19 protein-coding genes are annotated in these 18,566 nt (G+C 60.1%); 9 read left to right on the top strand and 10 right to left on the bottom strand.

The genetic code is table 11. The features are described from left to right. Positions 1-79: 79 nt before the first annotated feature. Positions 80-1,390 carry an MFS transporter gene (locus N8H71_RS01015; RefSeq protein ID WP_262192371.1) on the top strand — a complete coding sequence of 437 codons (1,311 nt, stop codon included), beginning with the start codon at positions 80-82 and terminating at the stop codon, positions 1,388-1,390. Between the two features lie 60 nt (positions 1,391-1,450). On the opposite strand, the gene N8H71_RS01010 is transcribed toward N8H71_RS01015, so the two are convergent. The 4 genes from N8H71_RS01010 to N8H71_RS00995 form a co-directional block, all read right to left on the bottom strand. Further along, the gene (locus tag N8H71_RS01010; protein WP_262192370.1) at positions 1,451-3,439 is read right to left on the bottom strand and encodes a peptidase U32 family protein; all 1,989 of its coding nucleotides are present in this window, start codon (positions 3,437-3,439) and stop codon (positions 1,451-1,453) included. Between the two features lie 274 nt (positions 3,440-3,713). Next, on the bottom strand, positions 3,714-4,094 hold the full coding sequence (locus N8H71_RS01005) for a RidA family protein (RefSeq protein WP_007955413.1): 381 nt from the start codon (positions 4,092-4,094) through the stop codon (positions 3,714-3,716). Between the two features lie 101 nt (positions 4,095-4,195). Continuing rightward, the gene (locus tag N8H71_RS01000) at positions 4,196-4,927 is read right to left on the bottom strand and encodes a DUF72 domain-containing protein (protein ID WP_262192369.1); all 732 of its coding nucleotides are present in this window, start codon (positions 4,925-4,927) and stop codon (positions 4,196-4,198) included. Continuing rightward, positions 4,924-5,355 carry a DNA methylase gene (locus N8H71_RS00995; protein ID WP_262192368.1) on the bottom strand — a complete coding sequence of 144 codons (432 nt, stop codon included), beginning with the start codon at positions 5,353-5,355 and terminating at the stop codon, positions 4,924-4,926. Before N8H71_RS00995 ends, N8H71_RS01000 begins: the two co-directional genes overlap by 4 nt. Before the next feature lie 451 nt (positions 5,356-5,806). Between N8H71_RS00995 and N8H71_RS00990 the strand changes: the two genes are divergently transcribed. After that, positions 5,807-6,190, top strand: a complete 384-nt coding sequence (locus tag N8H71_RS00990) for a DUF6124 family protein (protein WP_262192367.1) — start codon at positions 5,807-5,809, stop codon at positions 6,188-6,190. A 114-nt stretch (positions 6,191-6,304) separates the two neighbouring features. Here N8H71_RS00990 and N8H71_RS00985 read toward each other — a convergent pair whose 3' ends face one another. Continuing rightward, entirely contained in the window at positions 6,305-6,646 is a 342-nt protein-coding gene (locus tag N8H71_RS00985; RefSeq protein WP_262192366.1) for a hypothetical protein, read from the bottom strand. 331 nt (positions 6,647-6,977) lie between these two features. Between N8H71_RS00985 and N8H71_RS00980 the strand changes: the two genes are divergently transcribed. Then, complete coding sequence (locus N8H71_RS00980) at positions 6,978-7,673, top strand: transposase (RefSeq protein WP_262192365.1); 696 nt, start codon at positions 6,978-6,980, stop codon at positions 7,671-7,673. Positions 7,674-7,722: 49 nt separating this feature from the next. Here the strand turns inward: N8H71_RS00980 and N8H71_RS00975 are convergent, their stop codons facing one another. After that, positions 7,723-7,989, bottom strand: a complete 267-nt coding sequence (locus N8H71_RS00975) for a GTP-binding protein (RefSeq protein WP_262192364.1) — start codon at positions 7,987-7,989, stop codon at positions 7,723-7,725. Positions 7,990-8,396: 407 nt separating this feature from the next. On the opposite strand from N8H71_RS00975, the gene N8H71_RS00970 reads away from it, so the two are divergent. After that, positions 8,397-10,079 (top strand): MFS transporter, encoded by a 1,683-nt coding sequence (locus N8H71_RS00970; RefSeq protein WP_262192363.1) that lies wholly within the window; start codon positions 8,397-8,399, stop codon positions 10,077-10,079. A gap of 114 nt (positions 10,080-10,193) precedes the next feature. Further along, positions 10,194-11,162 carry a helix-turn-helix transcriptional regulator gene (locus N8H71_RS00965; RefSeq protein WP_262192362.1) on the top strand — a complete coding sequence of 323 codons (969 nt, stop codon included), beginning with the start codon at positions 10,194-10,196 and terminating at the stop codon, positions 11,160-11,162. A 26-nt stretch (positions 11,163-11,188) separates the two neighbouring features. Here N8H71_RS00965 and N8H71_RS00960 read toward each other — a convergent pair whose 3' ends face one another. Further along, complete coding sequence (locus N8H71_RS00960) at positions 11,189-13,099, bottom strand: tyrosine-protein phosphatase (RefSeq protein ID WP_262192361.1); 1,911 nt, start codon at positions 13,097-13,099, stop codon at positions 11,189-11,191. A gap of 224 nt (positions 13,100-13,323) precedes the next feature. Between N8H71_RS00960 and N8H71_RS00955 the strand changes: the two genes are divergently transcribed. The 4 genes from N8H71_RS00955 (at position 13,324) to N8H71_RS00940 (ending at position 15,377) form a co-directional block, all read left to right on the top strand. Then, on the top strand, positions 13,324-13,593 hold the full coding sequence (locus N8H71_RS00955) for a FecR/PupR family sigma factor regulator (RefSeq protein ID WP_262192360.1): 270 nt from the start codon (positions 13,324-13,326) through the stop codon (positions 13,591-13,593). A 164-nt stretch (positions 13,594-13,757) separates the two neighbouring features. Next, positions 13,758-14,252, top strand: a complete 495-nt coding sequence (locus tag N8H71_RS00950) for a PaaI family thioesterase (RefSeq protein WP_262192359.1) — start codon at positions 13,758-13,760, stop codon at positions 14,250-14,252. 24 nt (positions 14,253-14,276) lie between these two features. Further along, the gene (locus tag N8H71_RS00945) at positions 14,277-14,684 is read left to right on the top strand and encodes a RidA family protein (RefSeq protein WP_262192358.1); all 408 of its coding nucleotides are present in this window, start codon (positions 14,277-14,279) and stop codon (positions 14,682-14,684) included. A gap of 30 nt (positions 14,685-14,714) precedes the next feature. After that, positions 14,715-15,377, top strand: coding sequence for a glutathione S-transferase family protein (locus tag N8H71_RS00940; protein WP_262192357.1), 663 nt, complete (start codon positions 14,715-14,717; stop codon positions 15,375-15,377). A gap of 9 nt (positions 15,378-15,386) precedes the next feature. On the opposite strand, the gene N8H71_RS00935 is transcribed toward N8H71_RS00940, so the two are convergent. The 3 genes from N8H71_RS00935 to aguB are packed head-to-tail and all read right to left on the bottom strand — an operon-like array spanning position 15,387 to position 18,565. After that, complete coding sequence (locus N8H71_RS00935) at positions 15,387-16,505, bottom strand: agmatine deiminase family protein (RefSeq protein ID WP_262192356.1); 1,119 nt, start codon at positions 16,503-16,505, stop codon at positions 15,387-15,389. A 46-nt stretch (positions 16,506-16,551) separates the two neighbouring features. After that, positions 16,552-17,655, bottom strand: a complete 1,104-nt coding sequence (locus N8H71_RS00930) for an extracellular solute-binding protein (protein WP_262192355.1) — start codon at positions 17,653-17,655, stop codon at positions 16,552-16,554. Between the two features lies 1 nt (position 17,656). Next, the gene (gene aguB, locus N8H71_RS00925) at positions 17,657-18,565 is read right to left on the bottom strand and encodes an N-carbamoylputrescine amidase (protein WP_262192354.1); all 909 of its coding nucleotides are present in this window, start codon (positions 18,563-18,565) and stop codon (positions 17,657-17,659) included. Between the last annotated feature and the right edge of the window lies 1 nt (position 18,566).

Below are 18,566 nucleotides of genomic sequence, written 5' to 3'. Positions count from 1 at the left end.
GTTTGTCTTCAACACACTTCGGCTTGGCACTCGCATGCGCAGAGGCGCACGTTCCGCTGTTCGATCACTTGAGGTTTTTATGACACCGCGTTTGCTGGCCATGGCGCTGGCGCCCCTGCTCGGGCTATTCATTGTTGCTTTGGGCAACGGTTTTCTATCTTCTTTGACTACATTGCGCCTGGGCGCGGCCGGCGAATCGGCGACGATGATCGGCATCGTGTCCTCGGCCTATTTCGCCGGCCTGACGCTTGGCGCGATCTTCAATGACCGGCTGATCCTGCGCATCGGCCACATCCGCGCCTACAGCAGCTTCGCCTCGCTGATCGCCGCGACCATCCTGCTGCAAGGTCTGTTTTATGACACCTGGGGCTGGGTCGTCCTGCGCCTGATCAACGGCTGGGCGACGGTCGGCGTGTTTCTGGTGATCGAGAGCTGGCTGCTGCTGGCCGGTGACGCGAAGATTCGCGGCCGTCTGCTGGCGCTGTACATGATCGTCCTCTACGGCGCCGGGGTACTGGGTCAGGCGTTTTTGGGGAAAATCACCGGCCTGGGCGACACCGCGCCGTTCATGGTCGCCGGTATGCTCGCGACATTGTCGGTGCTGCCGATCGTAATCCTGCCGCGCGTTTCGCCGTTGCTGGAACAGGTCGAACCGCTCAAACCACGGGCCTTGCTCGGCGTGTCGCCGACCGGGCTGGTCGGCTGCTTCGGCTCCGGCGTCACCATCGCGGCGATCTACACCCTGCTGCCGCTGTACCTGCAACGCATCGGCCTGAACGTCGGCGAAGTCGGCAGCATGATGGCCTGGACGATTCTCGGCGCCATGCTGCTGCAATACCCGGTCGGGCGCTGGTCCGACCGCAAGGATCGCCTGCAAGTGCTGACCGTGCTCTGCGCCGCGTGCACCGTGCTGTCGCTGGTGATCGTGCTCGTGCCGCTGTCCTCGGCCCTGCTCGCGGCGATGTTGTTCCTGCTGGGCGGCGGCGTGTTCGCGCTGTACCCGGTTGCGGTCAGCCACGCTGCCGACCGTGCGCCGGTCGAAACATTGGTGCCGATGATTCAGGGCATGTTGCTGATCAACTCGCTGGGCTCGGCGATGAGCCCGCTGCTGATCTCGCCGGCGATGAACGCCCATGGCGAAACCGGCCTGTTCTGGGCCTTCGCGCTGGTCAACCTGGCCATGGTGACGTTCTTCTTCTGGCGTCGCGGCAAGCGTCCGGTGCCGGCCAATCCGGCGCCGTTTGCAGCGGCAGCAACGTTCTCGCCAACTGGCGCCGAGCTGCGGGTGACCGAGGATCTGCGTCAAGCGGCGCAGGAGCATCCGCCGATGGTCGATGCGTTGAGTGGCGAAGCGGCGCCGCCAACGGGATCGCGCTACGAAGCCAGTTGAGTTTCTGGCGGGCATAAAAAAACCGGTGACTTTCGTCACCGGTTTTTTATTGCCAGCTAATCAGTGCGGAGCCCGAGGAATGGTCTTCATCAGGTCTTCAGGGCTGATATGCCCCACCACGCTGCCCGGCTGCGGCAGATTCAGGATGTGCCCCTTCATCTTGCCGATCACGTGCATCTCGCACGGTTTGCAGTCGAACTTCAGGGTCAGCACTTCGTCGCCGTGAATCAGCTGCATCGGCGCGACTTTGGTCTTCACGCCGGTCACGCCTTTGGCCTGTTTCGGGCACAGGTTGAAGGAGAACCGCAGGCAGTGCTTGGTGATCATCACCGGCACTTCGCCCGCCTCTTCGTGAGCCTCGTACGCCGCGTCGATCAGCTTCACGCCGTGACGGTGGTAGAAGTCGCGGGCCTTCTGGTTGTAGACGTTGGCCAGGAACGACAGATGCGCCTCCGGGTACACCGGCGGTGGCGTGGTCTCGGCCTTGCGCGAACAGCGCGGGTGAGCGGCAACGCGGGCGGCGGTCAGCGCTTCGATCACTTCACGGCGCAGCGACTTGAGCTGCGAGTTCGGGATGAAGAACGCTTGCGGCGCATCGAGTTTGATCGAGGTCGCGTGGTACTCCGTGGTGCCGAGCTGGCCGAGCAGGTCATGCAAGGTGTCCAGCGCCTGTTCCGGTTTGTTGGCGACGCCGAACGGGCCGTCCAGCGCAACGCTGGCGCTGATGCCCTCTTCACTGGTCACGGTCAGTTCCAGACGCTCTTCACGCAGCTTCGCCAGCCAGCTCACGCCGATACGACGCTCGGCGGAGGTCTTGAGCAAGGCCTGCTGCCAGTTGTGGTCGAGGTTGCGGTTCAGCGGGTGGTTCGGGCGCAGCTTGTACAGGCCTTCCGGCATTTCGTTCGGCTCGACGCGGTAGCGGTAGCGCTTCTCGCCTTCTTCCTCGAACTCGCCCTTGGCTTCGGCGATGTTGGCGCGGAAACCCACCACTTCGCGCTTGACCAGCACGTTGAGGCCGTCGCCGTTGGACAGCGGCTCGTGGGTGACGACCTGCATGTCACGCTTGCCGACTTTTTCGACCGTGCCCACCGCCAGACCGGTGAAGGTCGGCGAATCGAACGCACCGATATCGATCTTGCGCTCGCTGACGAAGTAGTCGGTGCTGCCACGGTGGAAGGTCTTTTCCGGATCCGGCATGAAGAAATGCGCGGTGCGGCCGCTGGAGGCGCGGGCCAGGTCCGGGCGGTCATTGAGCACGTCGTCGAGGCGCTGGCGGTAATAGGCGGTGATGTTCTTCACATAGCCCATGTCCTTGTAGCGACCTTCGATCTTGAACGAACGCACACCGGCTTCGACCAGCGCGCGGATGTTGGCGCTCTGGTTGTTGTCCTTCATCGACAGCAGGTGTTTTTCGTAGGCGATCACGCCACCCTTTTCGTCTTTCAGGGTGTACGGCAGACGGCAGGCCTGGGAGCAGTCGCCACGGTTGGCACTGCGCCCGGTCTGCGCGTGGGAAATGTTGCACTGACCGGAGAACGCCACGCACAACGCGCCGTGGATGAAGAACTCGATGGCGGCATCGGTTTCATCGGCGATCGCGCGGATTTCCTTGAGGTTCAGTTCACGGGCCAGTACCAGTTGCGAGAAACCGGCCTGATCGAGGAACTTGGCCCGCTCAAGGGTGCGGATATCGGTCTGGGTGCTGGCGTGCAGCTCGATGGGTGGAATGTCCAGCTCCATCACGCCTAGGTCCTGGACGATCAGCGCATCGACGCCGGCGTCGTACAACTGATGGATCAGCTTGCGCGCCGGCTCCAGTTCGTTGTCGTGCAGGATGGTGTTGATGGTGGTGAAGATGCGCGCGTGATAGCGACGGGCAAATTCCACCAGTTCGGCGATTTCGCTCACCTCGTTGCACGCGTTGTGGCGCGCACCGAAACTCGGGCCGCCGATGTATACCGCGTCGGCGCCATGCAGGATGGCCTCGCGGGCGATGGCCACGTCACGGGCGGGGCTGAGCAGTTCCAGGTGATGTTTGGGCAAGGACATATGTTTTTTTAGTCAGGCTGTCACGGTCGAGGCGCGCATTGTAGCCGCGAAACGCGTGGCCGGCACGCCTGTGCTGCCGGGTGGCAGCTGCCGACAATGTCGTTAGCACCGCAATCCCTGTGGGAGCTGGCTTGCCCCAGATCCCGCAGACACCCAAAACCTGTGGGAGCGAGCTTGCTCGCGATAGCAGACTGTCAGTTGATAAAGATGCTGACTGATCCACCGCTATCGCGAGCAAGCTCGCTCCCACAGGGGGAAGTGTCGCTAGGCTGAATCAGGCCTTCGCAGCCATCGCAGTCACTTCCACCTTCATCCCTTCAACCGCCAACGCCGCCACACCCACCGCTGCGCGCACAGGCCACGGCTTGGCGAAGTAGCGTTTGTACACTTCGTTGAACGCGGCGCGATCAGCCATATCGGTCAGATAAATGGTCAGGTGCAGCACGCGATCCATCGAACTGCCGGCCTTCTCCAGCGCCACTTTCAGCGCCTGCAACGTGCATTCGCTTTGCGCAGTGACGTCGCCCAGTTCCAGACTGCCGTCGGCACGGGTCGGGATCTGGGTCGACATCAGGATGCCGTTGAATTCGGTCACGTCCGAAGAGATCGAGTCTGCATCCGGATCCGGGGTGTAGGTGATGTCTTGGTTGGCCATGGGAAAGTCCTTCGCTGGCAGTGAGGACGGCGCCATCGCGCGCCGTTTAGGGCGGCCAGTTTACAGACACGCTCGCCGGTTGGAAGTCCCGACGCGGTGTGTCAGCCCTGCGCCAGTATCCGCCGCAATTCCAGTGCATTGCCGAGTGCCGCGCCACTGGCGGTGTTGTCGAAAATGCACCAAGTGTCGATGCCGTCGACAGCCGCTACCTGCAAATCGCCGGCGAGCCTTTCCAGATACGTCGAGTCATAGGGGCTGTAATAAATGCGCGGCGAGCCATGCAGCCGCCAGTAACGCACGCTGGGCCAGCCGCGCGGAGCCGCATCGGTGCTGATTCGCGAGGGATCGACCACCGCTTGCGCGATGCGATAAGCCATTAACAACAGCTCGGCGGCGGCCCAGGATTCGTGGCGCGGTTCAAGCACCACAGCCCCGGAATAACGCTGGCGCAACGCGATGAAAAAGGCCTCTGCAAGCGCTTCGTCGAACGCCAGCGACGGCGGCAACTGCAACAGCAGGCAACCCAGGCGATCACCCAGCCCCGAGCACTGTTCAAGAAATGCATCGAGCTCACGTTCGCAGTCCCGCAGGCGCTGCTCATGGCTGATCGACTTGGGCATTTTCACGCAAAAGCGAAATCCGTCCGGCACCGACTCGGCCCAACGGGCGTAGGTTTGGCGTTTGTGCGGACGGTAGAAGGAACTGTTGATTTCCACGCCATTGAGGTGTGCGGCATAGCGTTGCAGGTGGGTGCCCTGCTCCGGAAAGTCGGGCCAGTATTCGCGGGGCAGGCTCCAACCCGCGCAGCCGATGAAGATCGCCGACGCACTCAAAACAGCACCTTGCCCGCTTCGCGCATGAAGATCTCCACGGTTTTCGGGCCGATGCCGTCGAAGGCCTGCAAACGCTTTTCGAAGTCCTGGCGGTCGTTGCTCACCTCGACCATGTTCATTACCCGCCCGGCATATTCTTCATTCAATTTGGCAGCCAGCGCGAGCAGGCGCTCGGCGGTGGTTTCGTCGTAACGCACGTAATGCGCCTGGCCGAGCATCCGCACCAGTTCGCGTTGAGTGCAATGGCCGAGTTTGCGCGGCGTATCGCGTTTGTGTTGTTCAACGATCACTCGATAGGCTTCGGCGGCAATCTCGGCCTGGATCCGTTTGCCCATCAGGAAACTGGCGAGCAGCCATTTGAACAGCGCTGATTCACTCAACGGGTGGAGGCTGATATGCAAGTCTTCGGCGCTGATGGTTTTGGTCATGCAGCTTTTGAGCGGGCGTCGGCGTGATGAGTGCGAGGTTGGCGACGAATGGCCTGGAGACGTAAAGCGTCAGGCTTCTCCTCGTTGGGCAATGATCGATAAACAGGTTTGGAGCACGCCGTTTAAAGACATGTCGGAATGCGTCCGGATGCCTACAAATCCTTGCGCCAGAGCCTACGGCTACGCCAGAATCCGCCGGCTTGTGCGCCTTGGGGTCGGCCGGTAACTTGGATCGGGTCACTGATTCGCAGTGATCGGGTTTAGCAGCCCGACTCATCTACCACGGTTGCACATCTCACCTTGTCAGGTTTTCACCTGCATTTTGCGGTGGCTGTGCGCATGGCACCTTCGGGTGCGCCGGGTTTGGTGATGACCGGTCTGCTAACTTGCGCACAGCTGCCACCTTCCGTTTAGCAGCGAGACGGTTGCAGCCTCAACGAGGCACATCACCATGTTCAAAGTAACGCCAAATCCACCGCTCACCGAACCGGCCAGCATCACCGATCCAACTTCCCCCTACGAATGCCCTGACTCCAAAAGATTCAACGAAGCCGCCAACCGCGCGCTCGACTACCACCTAGGCCCGATATCAGCCCACATGATGGCCGCGCCCTACTACCCCAACCGCCTCTACCAGGCCAACCCCGCCAGCAACAACGAATCCCTGCTCGCCGACGCCGTCGAAACCCTGGGCTCGGCCAACGTCATGCTCAACAACTTCGTCGACCTCCTCGAAGGCCCCCACCGCAAAACCGCACAAGGCATCGCCCAGATCGTGATGCTGGCGGAACTGGCGGTAAATCAGGTGCTGGATAACGTTGTGCCGACGGAATAAGCCGCACTGGCAAAGGCATATTTTCGCTACCACTTAACATCAAAAGGGGACGATTAAATAAATCTGTCCCCTTTCTGGTCCAGTCCCCTTTCTGGTCAGTCCCCTTTCTGGTCACTAACTTCTGAGGCCCAAGTCCTCAAAAATAGCCTGCCCTCCCGTTAAAATTGCAATATCCTGCAACGCTGTTTTTCTACGCGATGAAACAACCGACACTTCCTCGTCAAAATCCAACGCCACATAACATAACCTTTCCAAACCTTGAGCTTTCAATCCGTCAACAACACTCATAGAAACAAATGCTCCATAGCACTTCTTTTGCGCACCCAAGAGAATCAAAAACGGTTTCAAAACCTCCTCAAACGCCTTTTGTTGTTCCTCCTCAAAAAAATCGACTCGCGCCAATATACGCACCATATTCCAGACAATATCACTTGCGCTTTCTACCCGCATACTCATCTCGACACTCCTGGCAACCAAGAAATCAAAAGAACAAAGCAAAGCAAACAAAGCAAACAAAGAGCAAACAAAGGGGACAGATTTATTTTCCGCCCAGCCACCAGAAAAGTATCGACACAAAAGCCTAAAACCACACCTGACAGAAATGACAGTTTTTAATACTTATTTAGAACAACAACAATTCTGAACAGCGATAAAAACCCAAGGACACAGACTCATTTAATTCACCCCCCTCCACAACCCGACTGGATACATTATCTGACACATCCCGCCAGCCTCAGCCTCCCCACCTTCTAAACTTCATCTGTTTAACAAGGACGTAGGAAGACTCATGCCCAGAACGGGACGCATCGTGCTACCTCACTACCCGCACCACATCGTGCAGCGCGGCCACAACAGGCAGGTTGTGTTCGCCGAACCGGCAGACTTCGAACGCTATCTCTCTGACCTGCGCGAACTCAAAGAAGCATTAGGTATAAAAGTTTATGCCTACTGCCTGATGACCAACCATGTGCACTTGCTGCTCGCTCCAGGTGAAGCAACGGCCAGCCTTGGACAGCTCATGAAAGCCCTCGCCGGGCGGATGACGCGCTATCGCAACAAGCTTGAGGGGCGGACTGGCACGCTATGGGAAAGTCGCTACAAATCCAGCGTCGTTCAATCCGACACTTATCTCTTGGCTTGCAGTCGCTACATCGAGTTAAACCCGGTGCGAGCCCAGATGGTGGCGCGCGCAGAAGATTATCGCTGGTCAAGTTTTGCTCTGCGCCTGAGCGACTTCTCTGCATCCATCTGGCTGGACAAAGATCCCTGCTTTCTGGAGTTAGGGCCTACCGATGCCAAACGGCGTGAACGCTATAGATCGTTTGTTGAGATGGCGACACCAACCAATGAACTGCAACTCATAAGGGGTGCACTTCAGCGGAGCCAACTGACTGGCAACCTGAAATTCGTCGATGAAATCGAGAAAATCACCGGGAGACGCATTCAATTCCGAGGTCGAGGACGGCCAGAGAAAAGTTCCTAACATCAAAAGGGGACGACTAAATAAATCCGTCCCCTTTGATTTGTTGATTCTACAATGGACGCTCCACCTCAACCGTAAAGTCAACATGCCCTGGAGTATCTATAATATTGATTGAAAATCTACTCTGAACATCTATACCTCCCGAAGATAAAGAACGTGTAGAAACCGGAGCCAATGTAAATTTTATGAGTTCCAAACCAACTCTTACAATGGTTTCAACACCACGTCCAAACTTTTTTTCCAGCGCAGCCTTGATGACCTCGTCCGTAAGAGCGTCGTTTCGACCTGTTAAGATCAACTCGCTTTCAGAGCCCATATTCCCCTCCATTAACCCTATAAAAATGCGGATAAATTATTTTCCATCCCTTTGACCAAACAAAGTATCAACACAAACAGCCATAATCGCACCTGATAGAAATGACAGTTTTTAATACTTATTCAGAACAAACGAAATTCTGAATAACGATAAGAAACGAAGGACACGGACTCATTTAATTCATTCTCTTCCCGAGCCAGCCAACCTCTCTCCATCACTGCCCACATCCGCCGCCACTGGATATCCCCCCAATCCCAATTATGCTCAATGAAACCCCGCCCTCCCGCGAGGTTGAGATTCTGTGCAAGTTCCAAGAAACACCTGATCCGGCATCCGCCACAGGCCTCGGGTACGCGACGTTGATGAAGTGCTCCGGCCTACAAAAACAAGCACGACGGAGAACACCCATGGCCGTACTCGACAGCATGTCCACCGGCAGCGCCCCCCCGACCAACCACAGCATCAGCCGCGAGGAGCGCAAGGTGATCTTTGCGTCGTCCCTCGGCACGGTGTTCGAGTGGTATGACTTTTACCTTTACGGCTCACTCGCCGCGATCATCGCCAAGCACTTCTTCGCCGGGGTGAACGAGACCACGGCGTTCATCTTCGCCCTGCTCGCCTTCGCCGCAGGCTTTGCGGTGCGGCCGTTCGGGGCGATTGTGTTCGGGCGGTTGGGCGACATGATCGGGCGCAAGCACACGTTTCTGATCACGATTGTGATCATGGGTGTGTCGACGGCGATTGTGGGATTCCTGCCCGGTTACGCGACCATCGGGGTCGCAGCGCCGATCATTCTGATTACCCTGCGGCTGCTGCAAGGCCTGGCGCTGGGTGGTGAGTACGGCGGCGCGGCGACGTATGTGGCCGAGCATGCGCCGAAGGGCAAACGCGGGTTCTTCACCTCGTGGATTCAGACCACCGCGACACTGGGGCTGTTTCTGTCGCTGCTGGTGATTCTGGCCTGCCGCACGGCGCTGGGCACCGAGGCGTTCGAGGCCTGGGGCTGGCGGATTCCGTTTCTGCTGTCGATCCTGCTGCTGATCGTATCGGTGTACATCCGCCTGCAACTGAGCGAGTCGCCGGTGTTCATGAAGATGAAGGCCGAAGGCAAGGCGTCGAAAGCGCCGCTGACCGAGTCCTTCGCCCGTTGGGACAACCTGAAAATCGTGATCATGGCCCTGCTCGGCGGCACCGCCGGCCAAGCGGTGGTCTGGTACACCGGGCAGTTCTACGCGCTGTTTTTCCTGCTGCAAACACTGAAGATCGACCCGCAGACCGCCAACCTGCTGATCGCCGGTTCGCTGCTGATCGGCACGCCGTTCTTCGTGATCTTCGGCAGCCTGTCCGACCGCATCGGGCGCAAGGGCATCATCATGGCCGGGTGCATTCTGGCGGCGGTGACGTACTTCCCGATCTTCCACGCGCTGACCCAGTACGGTAACCCCGACGTGTTCATCGCCCAGGAGAAGAACCCGGTCAAGGTGATCGCCAATCCCGACCAGTGCTCGTTCCAGTTCGATCCGGTGGGCAAGGCCAAATTCACCAGTTCCTGCGACCTGGCGAAAACCATCCTGGCCAAACGGGCGATCCCGTATGAAAACGTGGTGGCGGAACCGGGCACCGTGGCCCAGGTGCGCATCGGCGACAAGGTCATCGAAAGCTTCGAAGGCACGACCCTGCCGGCCGCTGACTTCAAGACCCGCAACGACGCCTTCACCGCCAGCCTCGGCACGGCGCTGAAAGAAGCCGGTTACCCTGAAAAAGCCGACCCGGCCAAGACCAATTACCCGATGGTGTTGCTCCTGCTGACCGTGCTGGTGATCTACGTGACCATGGTTTACGGCCCGATTGCGGCGTGGCTGGTCGAGCTGTTCCCGGCGCGCATCCGCTACACCTCAATGTCGCTGCCGTACCACATCGGCAACGGCTGGTTCGGCGGGTTCCTGCCGACCGTGGCGTTCGCGATGGTCGCGGCCACCGGGGATATTTACTACGGCTTGTGGTATCCGATCGTGATTGCGGTGATGACGGCGATTCTGGGGATCTTCTTCATGCCGGAGACCAAGGACCGGGACATTCATCACAGTTGAGACCGCTTTACTCGATGCTGTGCCCGGCGCTCGGGCACAGCATCGAGCGCTGTCATACAGCCGTCATTCTGCCTTGATAGCCTCGGCGCCCCGACTGCCAAGGTGACCCTCCCGGTGTACTCGACCCCGACGCGCCAGTCCATCATCCTGCGATCCGACAACATGGCCAGCGACGATTTCGGCGCGCTGTTCTCGCGAATGTTCGGCAACCGTTATGGCGATACCCCGCCGCCACCCAAAGACATCATCATCGGCGGCGTTTACGGGCGGTATGAAGGCGTGAGTTTCCGGCGCATGCATTACCGGGGCGATTTCAATGTCACCTTCCCCGAGCCGTTCGACGAAATCACTTTCGTCATTCCCACCGCCGGCAAGATCATTTTCAATCATGAATCCGTTGGGCTGACCGATGTCGGGCTGGCCATCGACAAGGCGGATCTGCGCTCGATGCGCTTTGTCGACAACCACGCCCAGCACGGCATGTCGATCAGTCGCGCCGCGCTCACTGAACGGCTGTCGTCACTGTTGGGCCGACCGATCGTGCACAAGCTGCATTTCGAGCCGAGGGTAGATCTGAACAGCCCGGCGTTTCAGGGGATTCGTGCGCTGATCGATCTGGCCACTGGCACCGAATTCGATCTGTTGTTGAACGCCGGTTCGCTGATGCCGTCGCGCCTGCGAGAGATGCTGGTGGACGCGGTGCTGGAAGCCTGGCCGCACAACTTCAGCGAGGCCTTGCGCCGCCCCGAGGCGCAGATCGCACCTCGGCATGTGAAGCAGGCCATCGAATACATTCAGGCTCATCCCGAGCAACTGGTCAGCGGGACGGATCTGGCGGGGCTGGTGAACGTCAGCCTGCGGGCCTTGCAGGAAGGTTTCCGTCGGTTCGTCGGCACCTCGATTGTCGCGTACCAGCGACAGGTCAGGCTGGAGCGCGCCTGCGAAACGTTGAAGCAAGGCCAATCGTCATCCGTAACCGACGTGGCCCTGCAATTCGGGTTCAGCAACGTCGGCCGGTTCTGCCAGTACTTCCAGGAAGCCTACGGCGTGAGCCCCGCGGAAATGCGAAAAGGACTGCGCTGAAGCAGTCCTTTTCCTCTTCCGGTAACTCAGAACTGATAACTGGCCTTGAGCGCACCGCTGAAACCGTGGCTGTCGCCCCCGCCGGTGGCACCGACCTCAGCACCCACGCTCAGGGCGCCGAGGCTGGCCATGACATTCACGCCGCCGCTGAACTGATCGCGGTTGTCGAACGCCGCGCGCTGTTCGATATCCAGCCCCAGCAGATGCCCTTCGCTGTCGACCTGATGATCGCCCAGCACACGCTCGTAACCGACCCGCACGCCCGGCACCAGTTGCCACGCGCCCATTGGCATCGGGGCGAACGAGACGTCGAGATTGGCCACCGCGCTGCGACGGGTTTCCTGAATGTCATCGACATTGAGAGCCAGTTCACTGCCCTTCTCCTGGAAGCCGGACAGGTCCAGACGACTGACGCGCACGCCGAGGCTCGGCTCCAGAACCACATCGTTCATCGGCATCCGATAACCGAGTGCCAACGTGGCGCCGCTGAGGTTGCCGTGGGTGTCGCCCTTCGCCGAGCCGAGGCCGCCGCCGAGATCGCGCTTGCTGTCGTAGTCGACGTAACCGGCGCTGAGGTTTGCATCGACAAACAGGCCACGTTCCAGGCTGGTGAAGCCGTAACGGGCGCCAATGTCGAGGAAAGTGAAATCGGTATCGGCCTCGCCACCTGCGCCGCCGACAGTGCCTTTGCTGTAACCGATGCCGCCGCGAGCGCTAAATTGTTCGGAGAACCGCTGAGTGACGCCAACCATCAGGCCCTGACTGTGTTCGTTGCTGCTTTGCGCATGGGCCGAGCCGTCGGTGCCCAGGTAACCGGCGAGCGCGGTGCTCCACAAGCGGTATTGACCGACCTTGAGGTCAGTGCCGCTGGCGAACGGCGCGGCGGCCTGCTCGATCATCGCGTTCTGACGCAGCAGGTAACTGGCCGCATCCGCGTGTACCTGACCGCCGACCGTGGACTCGACACCACTGAGGGTGCCGGCGTCGATGGCCGATTGCAGGTAGTAGTTGTAGGCGCTGTAAGTGCCCGACAGTTTGCTGTTCTGCAATTCCTGCAACAGTTGCGCGCCAGCGGCGGCGTTGCCGATCAGCCCTGCCTGACCCGGCAGGCTGTTGTACTCGACCATTTTGCCGCGCAACACATAGATGGTTTCCTGAGACAGACCCAGCCCCTGCTTGAGGTAGTTGTCCATGCTGCCGTATTGCGCAGTCACCTGATCCAGGCCCGCTTGCAGATAACTGGCCTCGACGCCCAGCAGTGGCGCGTAGATCGCGGCCATGCTCGGCGGCATCATCGCCAGGGTCTTGGCCACCCGCGCAGCGGTGTAGTCGTTGGTCGCCAGGTAGTTGTTCATGATCGTGGCGTTATCCACGCCGGCGATGCTCAGCAGCACGGCGGCCGTCCAACCGGTGCGGTCCTTGCCGGCGGTGCAATGGAACAGCGCGGCGCCGTCGACACCGGCCAGTTCGTTGAACAGCACGTTGAACTGGCCGCGCATGCCGGCATCGCTGACGAAGGCCCGGTTGGTTTCCTGCATCATCGCGATGGCATCGGCGGCACTTTTGAACGACACCGTGGTGATGTTCGAGCCGGAGGTTGTACTGCCGATGATGTCGATATTCTGGTAGGTCGCCCCGGCCGGCAGCGTGTCCGGTGTGCCGGCGATTTCACTCGGTGTACGCAAGTCGTAAACCGCTTTGATCCCCAGTCCGTTCAGGGTGGCCAGATCCGCCGCCGTCGGCGTCAGCGCATTGGAACGATAGAACACGCCGGCGCGCATCGTGCCGTCGTGTGCCGTGGAATAGGCGGTGGTGGTGCCGGCGATATCGCGGAAATTATCGATCCCCGCCAGACGCGGGGTATCGAGATCCGCTGCCTGGGCAGCGGCGATGGACAGGCTCAACAGGGACAGCGAATACACAAGACGTTGAAACACGGGGCAGCCTCACTGGAAACACGTTGGGATGCCCACTATCTGCATTGAAATGTGACGGGATATGACAAATCAGAGAAGCCCAGAAATCATGGCGCGATCTGTCCATTGGCGGCGTTTTTTGTATGTTAAGCACTCACTAACCGTTTAAATACTCAACGTGCTTTGACGTTTTTTTTGCAAGCGGCAACGTAAAATGCCCTCTTCGGCCATCGTGGAAACCGTCAATGAACGACGCAGATGAAGAAATCCTGAACCAGGCAGCGCACTGGTGCCTGCGCCTGCAAGACGAAACCTGCACGCCCGACGAACGCCAGGCGTTCCAGCAATGGATTCAGATCGACCCGCGCCATGCTTTCGAATACGCAAAGATGCTCGAGGTCTGGGAATTGAGCGATCAACTGCCGGACGAGCGCGAAAAGTCGAAAAAACGCAAAGCCACGACGCTGCCCTGCAGTTTCGAAGAGTTTCAACGCAACCTGGCGCAGCGCACCTAGTGCGCCGCGACACGCTGGGGTTGTTGATCTGACGTTAAGCTACGCCCGCCCTGGCTCGGCCAGTCCTGCACCGCCTGAGCAAACAATCGCATTGCTCAAGCTTCGTCCTTTATTCAGGGTTAGAATCCGCCCGGTTCGGCTAACAGTTTAAGGATGATCCCGGCATGTCCACCCACGGCACTTCCCTGCAAGACACCGCCGCCCCCGAGGGCGTCTGCTTCGGCTGCGGCAGCAGCAACCCGCACGGCTTGCACATCAAGAGTTTCTGGCACGAGGACGGCGTGCACATCATGGCCGAGCATGTGCCTGAAGCCAAATACTGCGGCTGGCCGGAGCTGGTCTACGGCGGCCTGATCGCCATGCTGGTGGACTGCCATTCCAACTGGACCGCGATGGCTTATCACTACCGAGCCGAACAACGGGAACCCGAAAGCCTGCCGCGCATCAACTGCGTCACCGGCAACCTCGGCATCAAGTTCATCAAACCGACGCCAATGGGCGTACCGCTGACGCTGAAGGCCAGAGTCGACGGTGAAGTCGGGCGCAAGACCCGGGTGATCTGCGAGGTGTACGCCGGGGAGGTGCTGACGGCGGTGGGTGATTCGGTGTTCGTGCGAGTGGATACCGAGCAGTTGGCAGCGGCCGCGCACGGTCGCTGAAATCCGTCATTGAAGGTAAACACGATGCCCGATCGCAAAATCATCATCCCCGACTCCATGAAAACCATCGTCGAACGCGCCGGTTACGCCCCGGCGGTTCTGGTCGGCAACACGCTTTATTGCGCCGGCCAGGTGGGCCGGACGGCTGACTTGAAGGTCATCGAAGACCCCGAACAACAGTTCATACGTGCCTGGGAAAACCTCGACGAGGTGTTGAAGGCCGGCGGTTGCACTTTCGACGATGTGGTGGAGATGACCACCTATCACGTCGACATGAGCCAACACATGCCGGTGTTTCGTGACGTGAAGAACCGCGTATTCCCCAAGGGCTTCTGCGCCTGGACCTGCATCGGCGTCAGCGAACTGGCCCATCCGGGGCTGCTGGTGGAAATCAAATGTGTGGCGGTGCGCAGGCGCGCTATACCTGAGTAACGCCATTCCCCCTCATTGAGGTGTTGAACGATGGACTTGACCCTCTACTACCACCCGTTGTCGTCCTACTGCCACAAAGCGCTGATCGCCCTCTACGAGCACGGCGTCGCGTTCGAGAAACGTTTGATCGACCTGTCCAGCGAAGCCGAACGGGCCGAGCTTCAGGCGTTGTGGCCGCTGGTCAAATTCCCGGTGCTGCGCGATCACGCCCGCCAGCGCACGGTGCCGGAGTCGAGCGTGATCATCGAGTATCTGGATCATCAACCGGGGCAGTCGAAGCGACTGATTCCCGAAGACTGGGAGGCCGCGCTGGACGTGCGTCTGTGGGACCGGTACTTCGACCATTACGTGATGACGCCGATGCAGCAGATCGTCGCCGACCGCATCCAGTCCGCCAACGGCGACCTGAGCAGTCAGCGGGCGCTGCTGGCCACGGCGTACGGCATGCTCGAACAGCAACTGGCCGACCGCGAATGGATCGCCAGCGCGGATTTCAGTCTGGCCGATTGCTCCGCCGCGCCGGCCCTGTTCTACGCCAGCACGCTGGTGCCGTTTGCCGCCGGGCAACCGCGCCTCAGTGCCTACTTCGAACGGCTGGTGCAGCGCCCGTCGTTCAGTCGGGTCATCGAAGAAGCCAAACCATGGTTCGACTTCTATCCCTTTGCCGAGGCCCTGCCCCAACGTTTCCGCTGAGGCTCGGCCTTATGCCGGCTTGTGACTGGTCACGCAGTGAATCCCGCCACCACCGGCCGCGATGGCGTCGATATTGATCTGCACCACGTCGCGGTTCGGATAGAGCTTTTTCAGCAGGTCGAAGGCCTTCTTGTCCGCGTCCTTGTCGCCAAACTCCGGGGCGATCACCGCGCCGTTGATCACGAAGTAGTTGATGTAGCCGGCCGCGAAGTCGTCGTTGTCCTTGTTGAACTTGGTCTTGCGCGGTTTCAGCGGTGGCGACACGGTGTGGATCTGCAACGAGCGACCATCGGCGTCGGTGGCCTTTTTCAGGATTTCCAGGTGCGCCAGGGTGACCTTGTTGTCGTAGGAGCGCGGGTCGGTGTCGAGGTTGGCGATGACCACGCCGGGCGTGACGAAGCGCGCGTAGAAATCGACGTGGGCGTCGGTGATGTCCTTGCCCTTGATACCCGGCAGCCAGATGATTTTGCGCAGACCGAGGCGTGCTTTCAGTTCCGCCTCGACGTCAGCCTTGCTCCAGCCGGGGTTGCGGTTTTCGTTGACCCAGCAGCTTTCGGTCATGATCGCGGTGCCGTGGCCGTCGACTTCGATGCCGCCGCCCTCGCCCACCAGTTCGCTGCGCTGGTAGGTCGCCTGCGCATCGGCCGCCACGCGTTTGGCGATCTTCGCGTCTTTCGAGTGCTGCTGTTTGTTGCCCCAGCCGCTGAAATTGAAGTCCACGGCGCCCAGGCCGTTCTTGTCGTCGATGACGAAGTTGGCGCTGATGTCGCGCATCCAGATGTCGTCGAGGTTGGCGATCTGGTATGTGATGTTGGACGTGCCGCAAATCTCTTCGGCCAGGCTGCGTTCGCTGCTGCGGCAGTAGATGGTCAGCGGTTCGTAGCGGGCGATGGCGCGGGCGATCCGGCCGAGGGCTTCCTGAACGTCTTCGGTGAAGTCTTCCCAGATCGCGTCCTGCGCGCCGAAGGCCATGTAAGCGCGTTCGTGCTTGTCGCCCTCGTCGGGCATGAACCAGCGACCTTCGCTGGCCGCCAGTACGCGCGCCGGTGACAGGCCGAGGCCCATGACGGCAGCGCCTACGCCGGCGGCGACTGAAACCTGTTTGATGAACTCGCGACGAGTTGGCATGCGTAACTTCCTGATGTGTAAGGGGCTGCCGAAGCAGCCCGAAAAATCACTGTGCAGTGGCGGTCTTGAACTTGGTCCAGGTGCGCATGCGGGCGCGCATGTCGGCCTGGGGAATATCCTTGCCCGGTATCAGACGAGCATAGGTCGCTTCGTCGAGGTAGATGTCCGGGTTGTTGCGCATGGCCTCGTCCACGCTTGGCCGGGCCTTGGCGTTGGAGGTCGGGTAACCGGTGAAATTGCTGATCGCGGCCATGTTCTCCGGGCGCATCACGAAGTTGATGAATTCGTAGGCGTATTCCGGATGTTTGGCATCGACCGGAATGGCCATGGTGTCCATCCACACCGTGGTGCCTTCGCGCGGCACGCGGTACTGGAAGCGGGTCTGCTTGCCGGCGCTGTCCGAAGTGCGCTGGGCCTGGGTCATGTCGCCGCTGTAGCCGAGGGACAGGCACAGGTTGCCGTTGACCAGATCGGTCACCGGTTGCGACTGGAACTTGCGGATGTACGGCCGCAACTTCATCAGCAAGTCACTGGCCGCCGCCAGATCCGCAGGCTTGGCGCTACGCGGGTCGCGGCCCAGATAGTTGAGCACCACGGCCAGCACTTCGTCCGGCGAGTCGATCATCGAAATCCCGCAATCGGCAAACTTCGCGGCCAGTTCCGGTTTGAACAGCATGTCGAGGCTGTTGACCGGGGCGTCGGCCATGCGCTGTTTGATCTGCTCGGCGTTGTAGGTCAGGCCGATGGTGCCCCAGGTGTAGGGCACAGTGGCCTTGTTTGAATGCTCGTAATGGCTGCGCAGTTTTTGCAGGCCGGGCTCGATGTCGTTCATCGCCGTGACTTTTGATGCATCCAGCGGCAACAGGCTGCCGGCGCGCATCAGGCGTTCGGCCACGGTGTCGCCGGGGAAGATCAGGTCGTAGCCGCTGCCGCCGGACAGCATCTTGGCTTCCAGGGTTTCGCTGCCGTCCATCACGTCGTAGATCACCTTGATCCCGGTTTCGGCGGTGAATTTGGTCAGTGTGTCTTCAGCGAAATAATCCGCCCAGTTATACAGCCGCAGGGTCTTGTCTTCGGCGTGTACGGCCGGCATCAAACCGGCCAGCGCCAGGCCCAGAGCGCCCAGCAACCACTTGTGTGAAGTAGGCATATCAGACTCCTTGAGGATTCCAGCGGGCGTTAAGGTGACGGCCGTCCTGGCTCAACAATGCGCCATACATTTCCGGGCGACGGTCGCGGTAGATGCCCCAGCTCAAGCGATCTTCACGCATGGCTGCCAGATCCAGGCTTTGCACCAAAACACCGGTGCTGGCGCGGTCGGCTTCGGCGAGCATTTTTCCCTTGTGGTTGCAGATGAACGACGAGCCGTAGAAATTCATTTGCAGCGCCGCATCGGTGCCGGCCACTTCACGGCCAACCCGGTTGGACGCGATCACCGGCAGCAGGTTGGCGGCAGCGTGGCCGCGCATGGTCATCTGCCAGTGGTCCCGCGAATCCAGATCCGCGCAGCCCGGTTCCGAGCCGATGGCGGTCGGGAACAGCAATAACTCGGCGCCCATCAACGCCAGGCAGCGCGCAGTTTCCGGGAACCACTGATCCCAGCAGATGCCCACGCCCAGACGGCCGAATGCGGTGTCCCAGACTTTGAAGCCGGTGTCGCCGGGGCTGAAATACTCCTTCTCCTGATAGCCGATGGCGTTGGGGATGTGAGTCTTGCGGTATACGCCCAACAGGCGCCCGTCGGCATCCGCCACGCTCAGGGAGTTGAAGTAGGCATTGCCGGCCTTCTCGTACCAGCTCAGCGGCAGCACAACGCCCAGTTCCCGGGCCAGCGCGGCGAAGCGCGACAGCACCTGACTGTCGCGATACTCCTCGGCCAGCCCCATGTGATGGTGACTCTGCTCGATGCAGAAATACGGCGTGGCGAACAGCTCCTGCAACAGGATCACTTGCGCGCCCTGCGCGGCAGCATCCCGCACAAGCTGCTCGGCGCGGTCGAGGTTGCTTTTCAGGTCCCAGGTGCACGGCATCTGGGTGGTGGCGACTTTGAGCAGCGTCATC

It is taken from the genome of Pseudomonas koreensis (assembly GCF_025447595.1).
GTDB lineage: Bacteria > Pseudomonadota > Gammaproteobacteria > Pseudomonadales > Pseudomonadaceae > Aquipseudomonas > Aquipseudomonas koreensis_H.
Note: the sequence above shows the minus strand (reverse complement) of the source record. Positions and strands in the feature narration are given on the sequence as shown.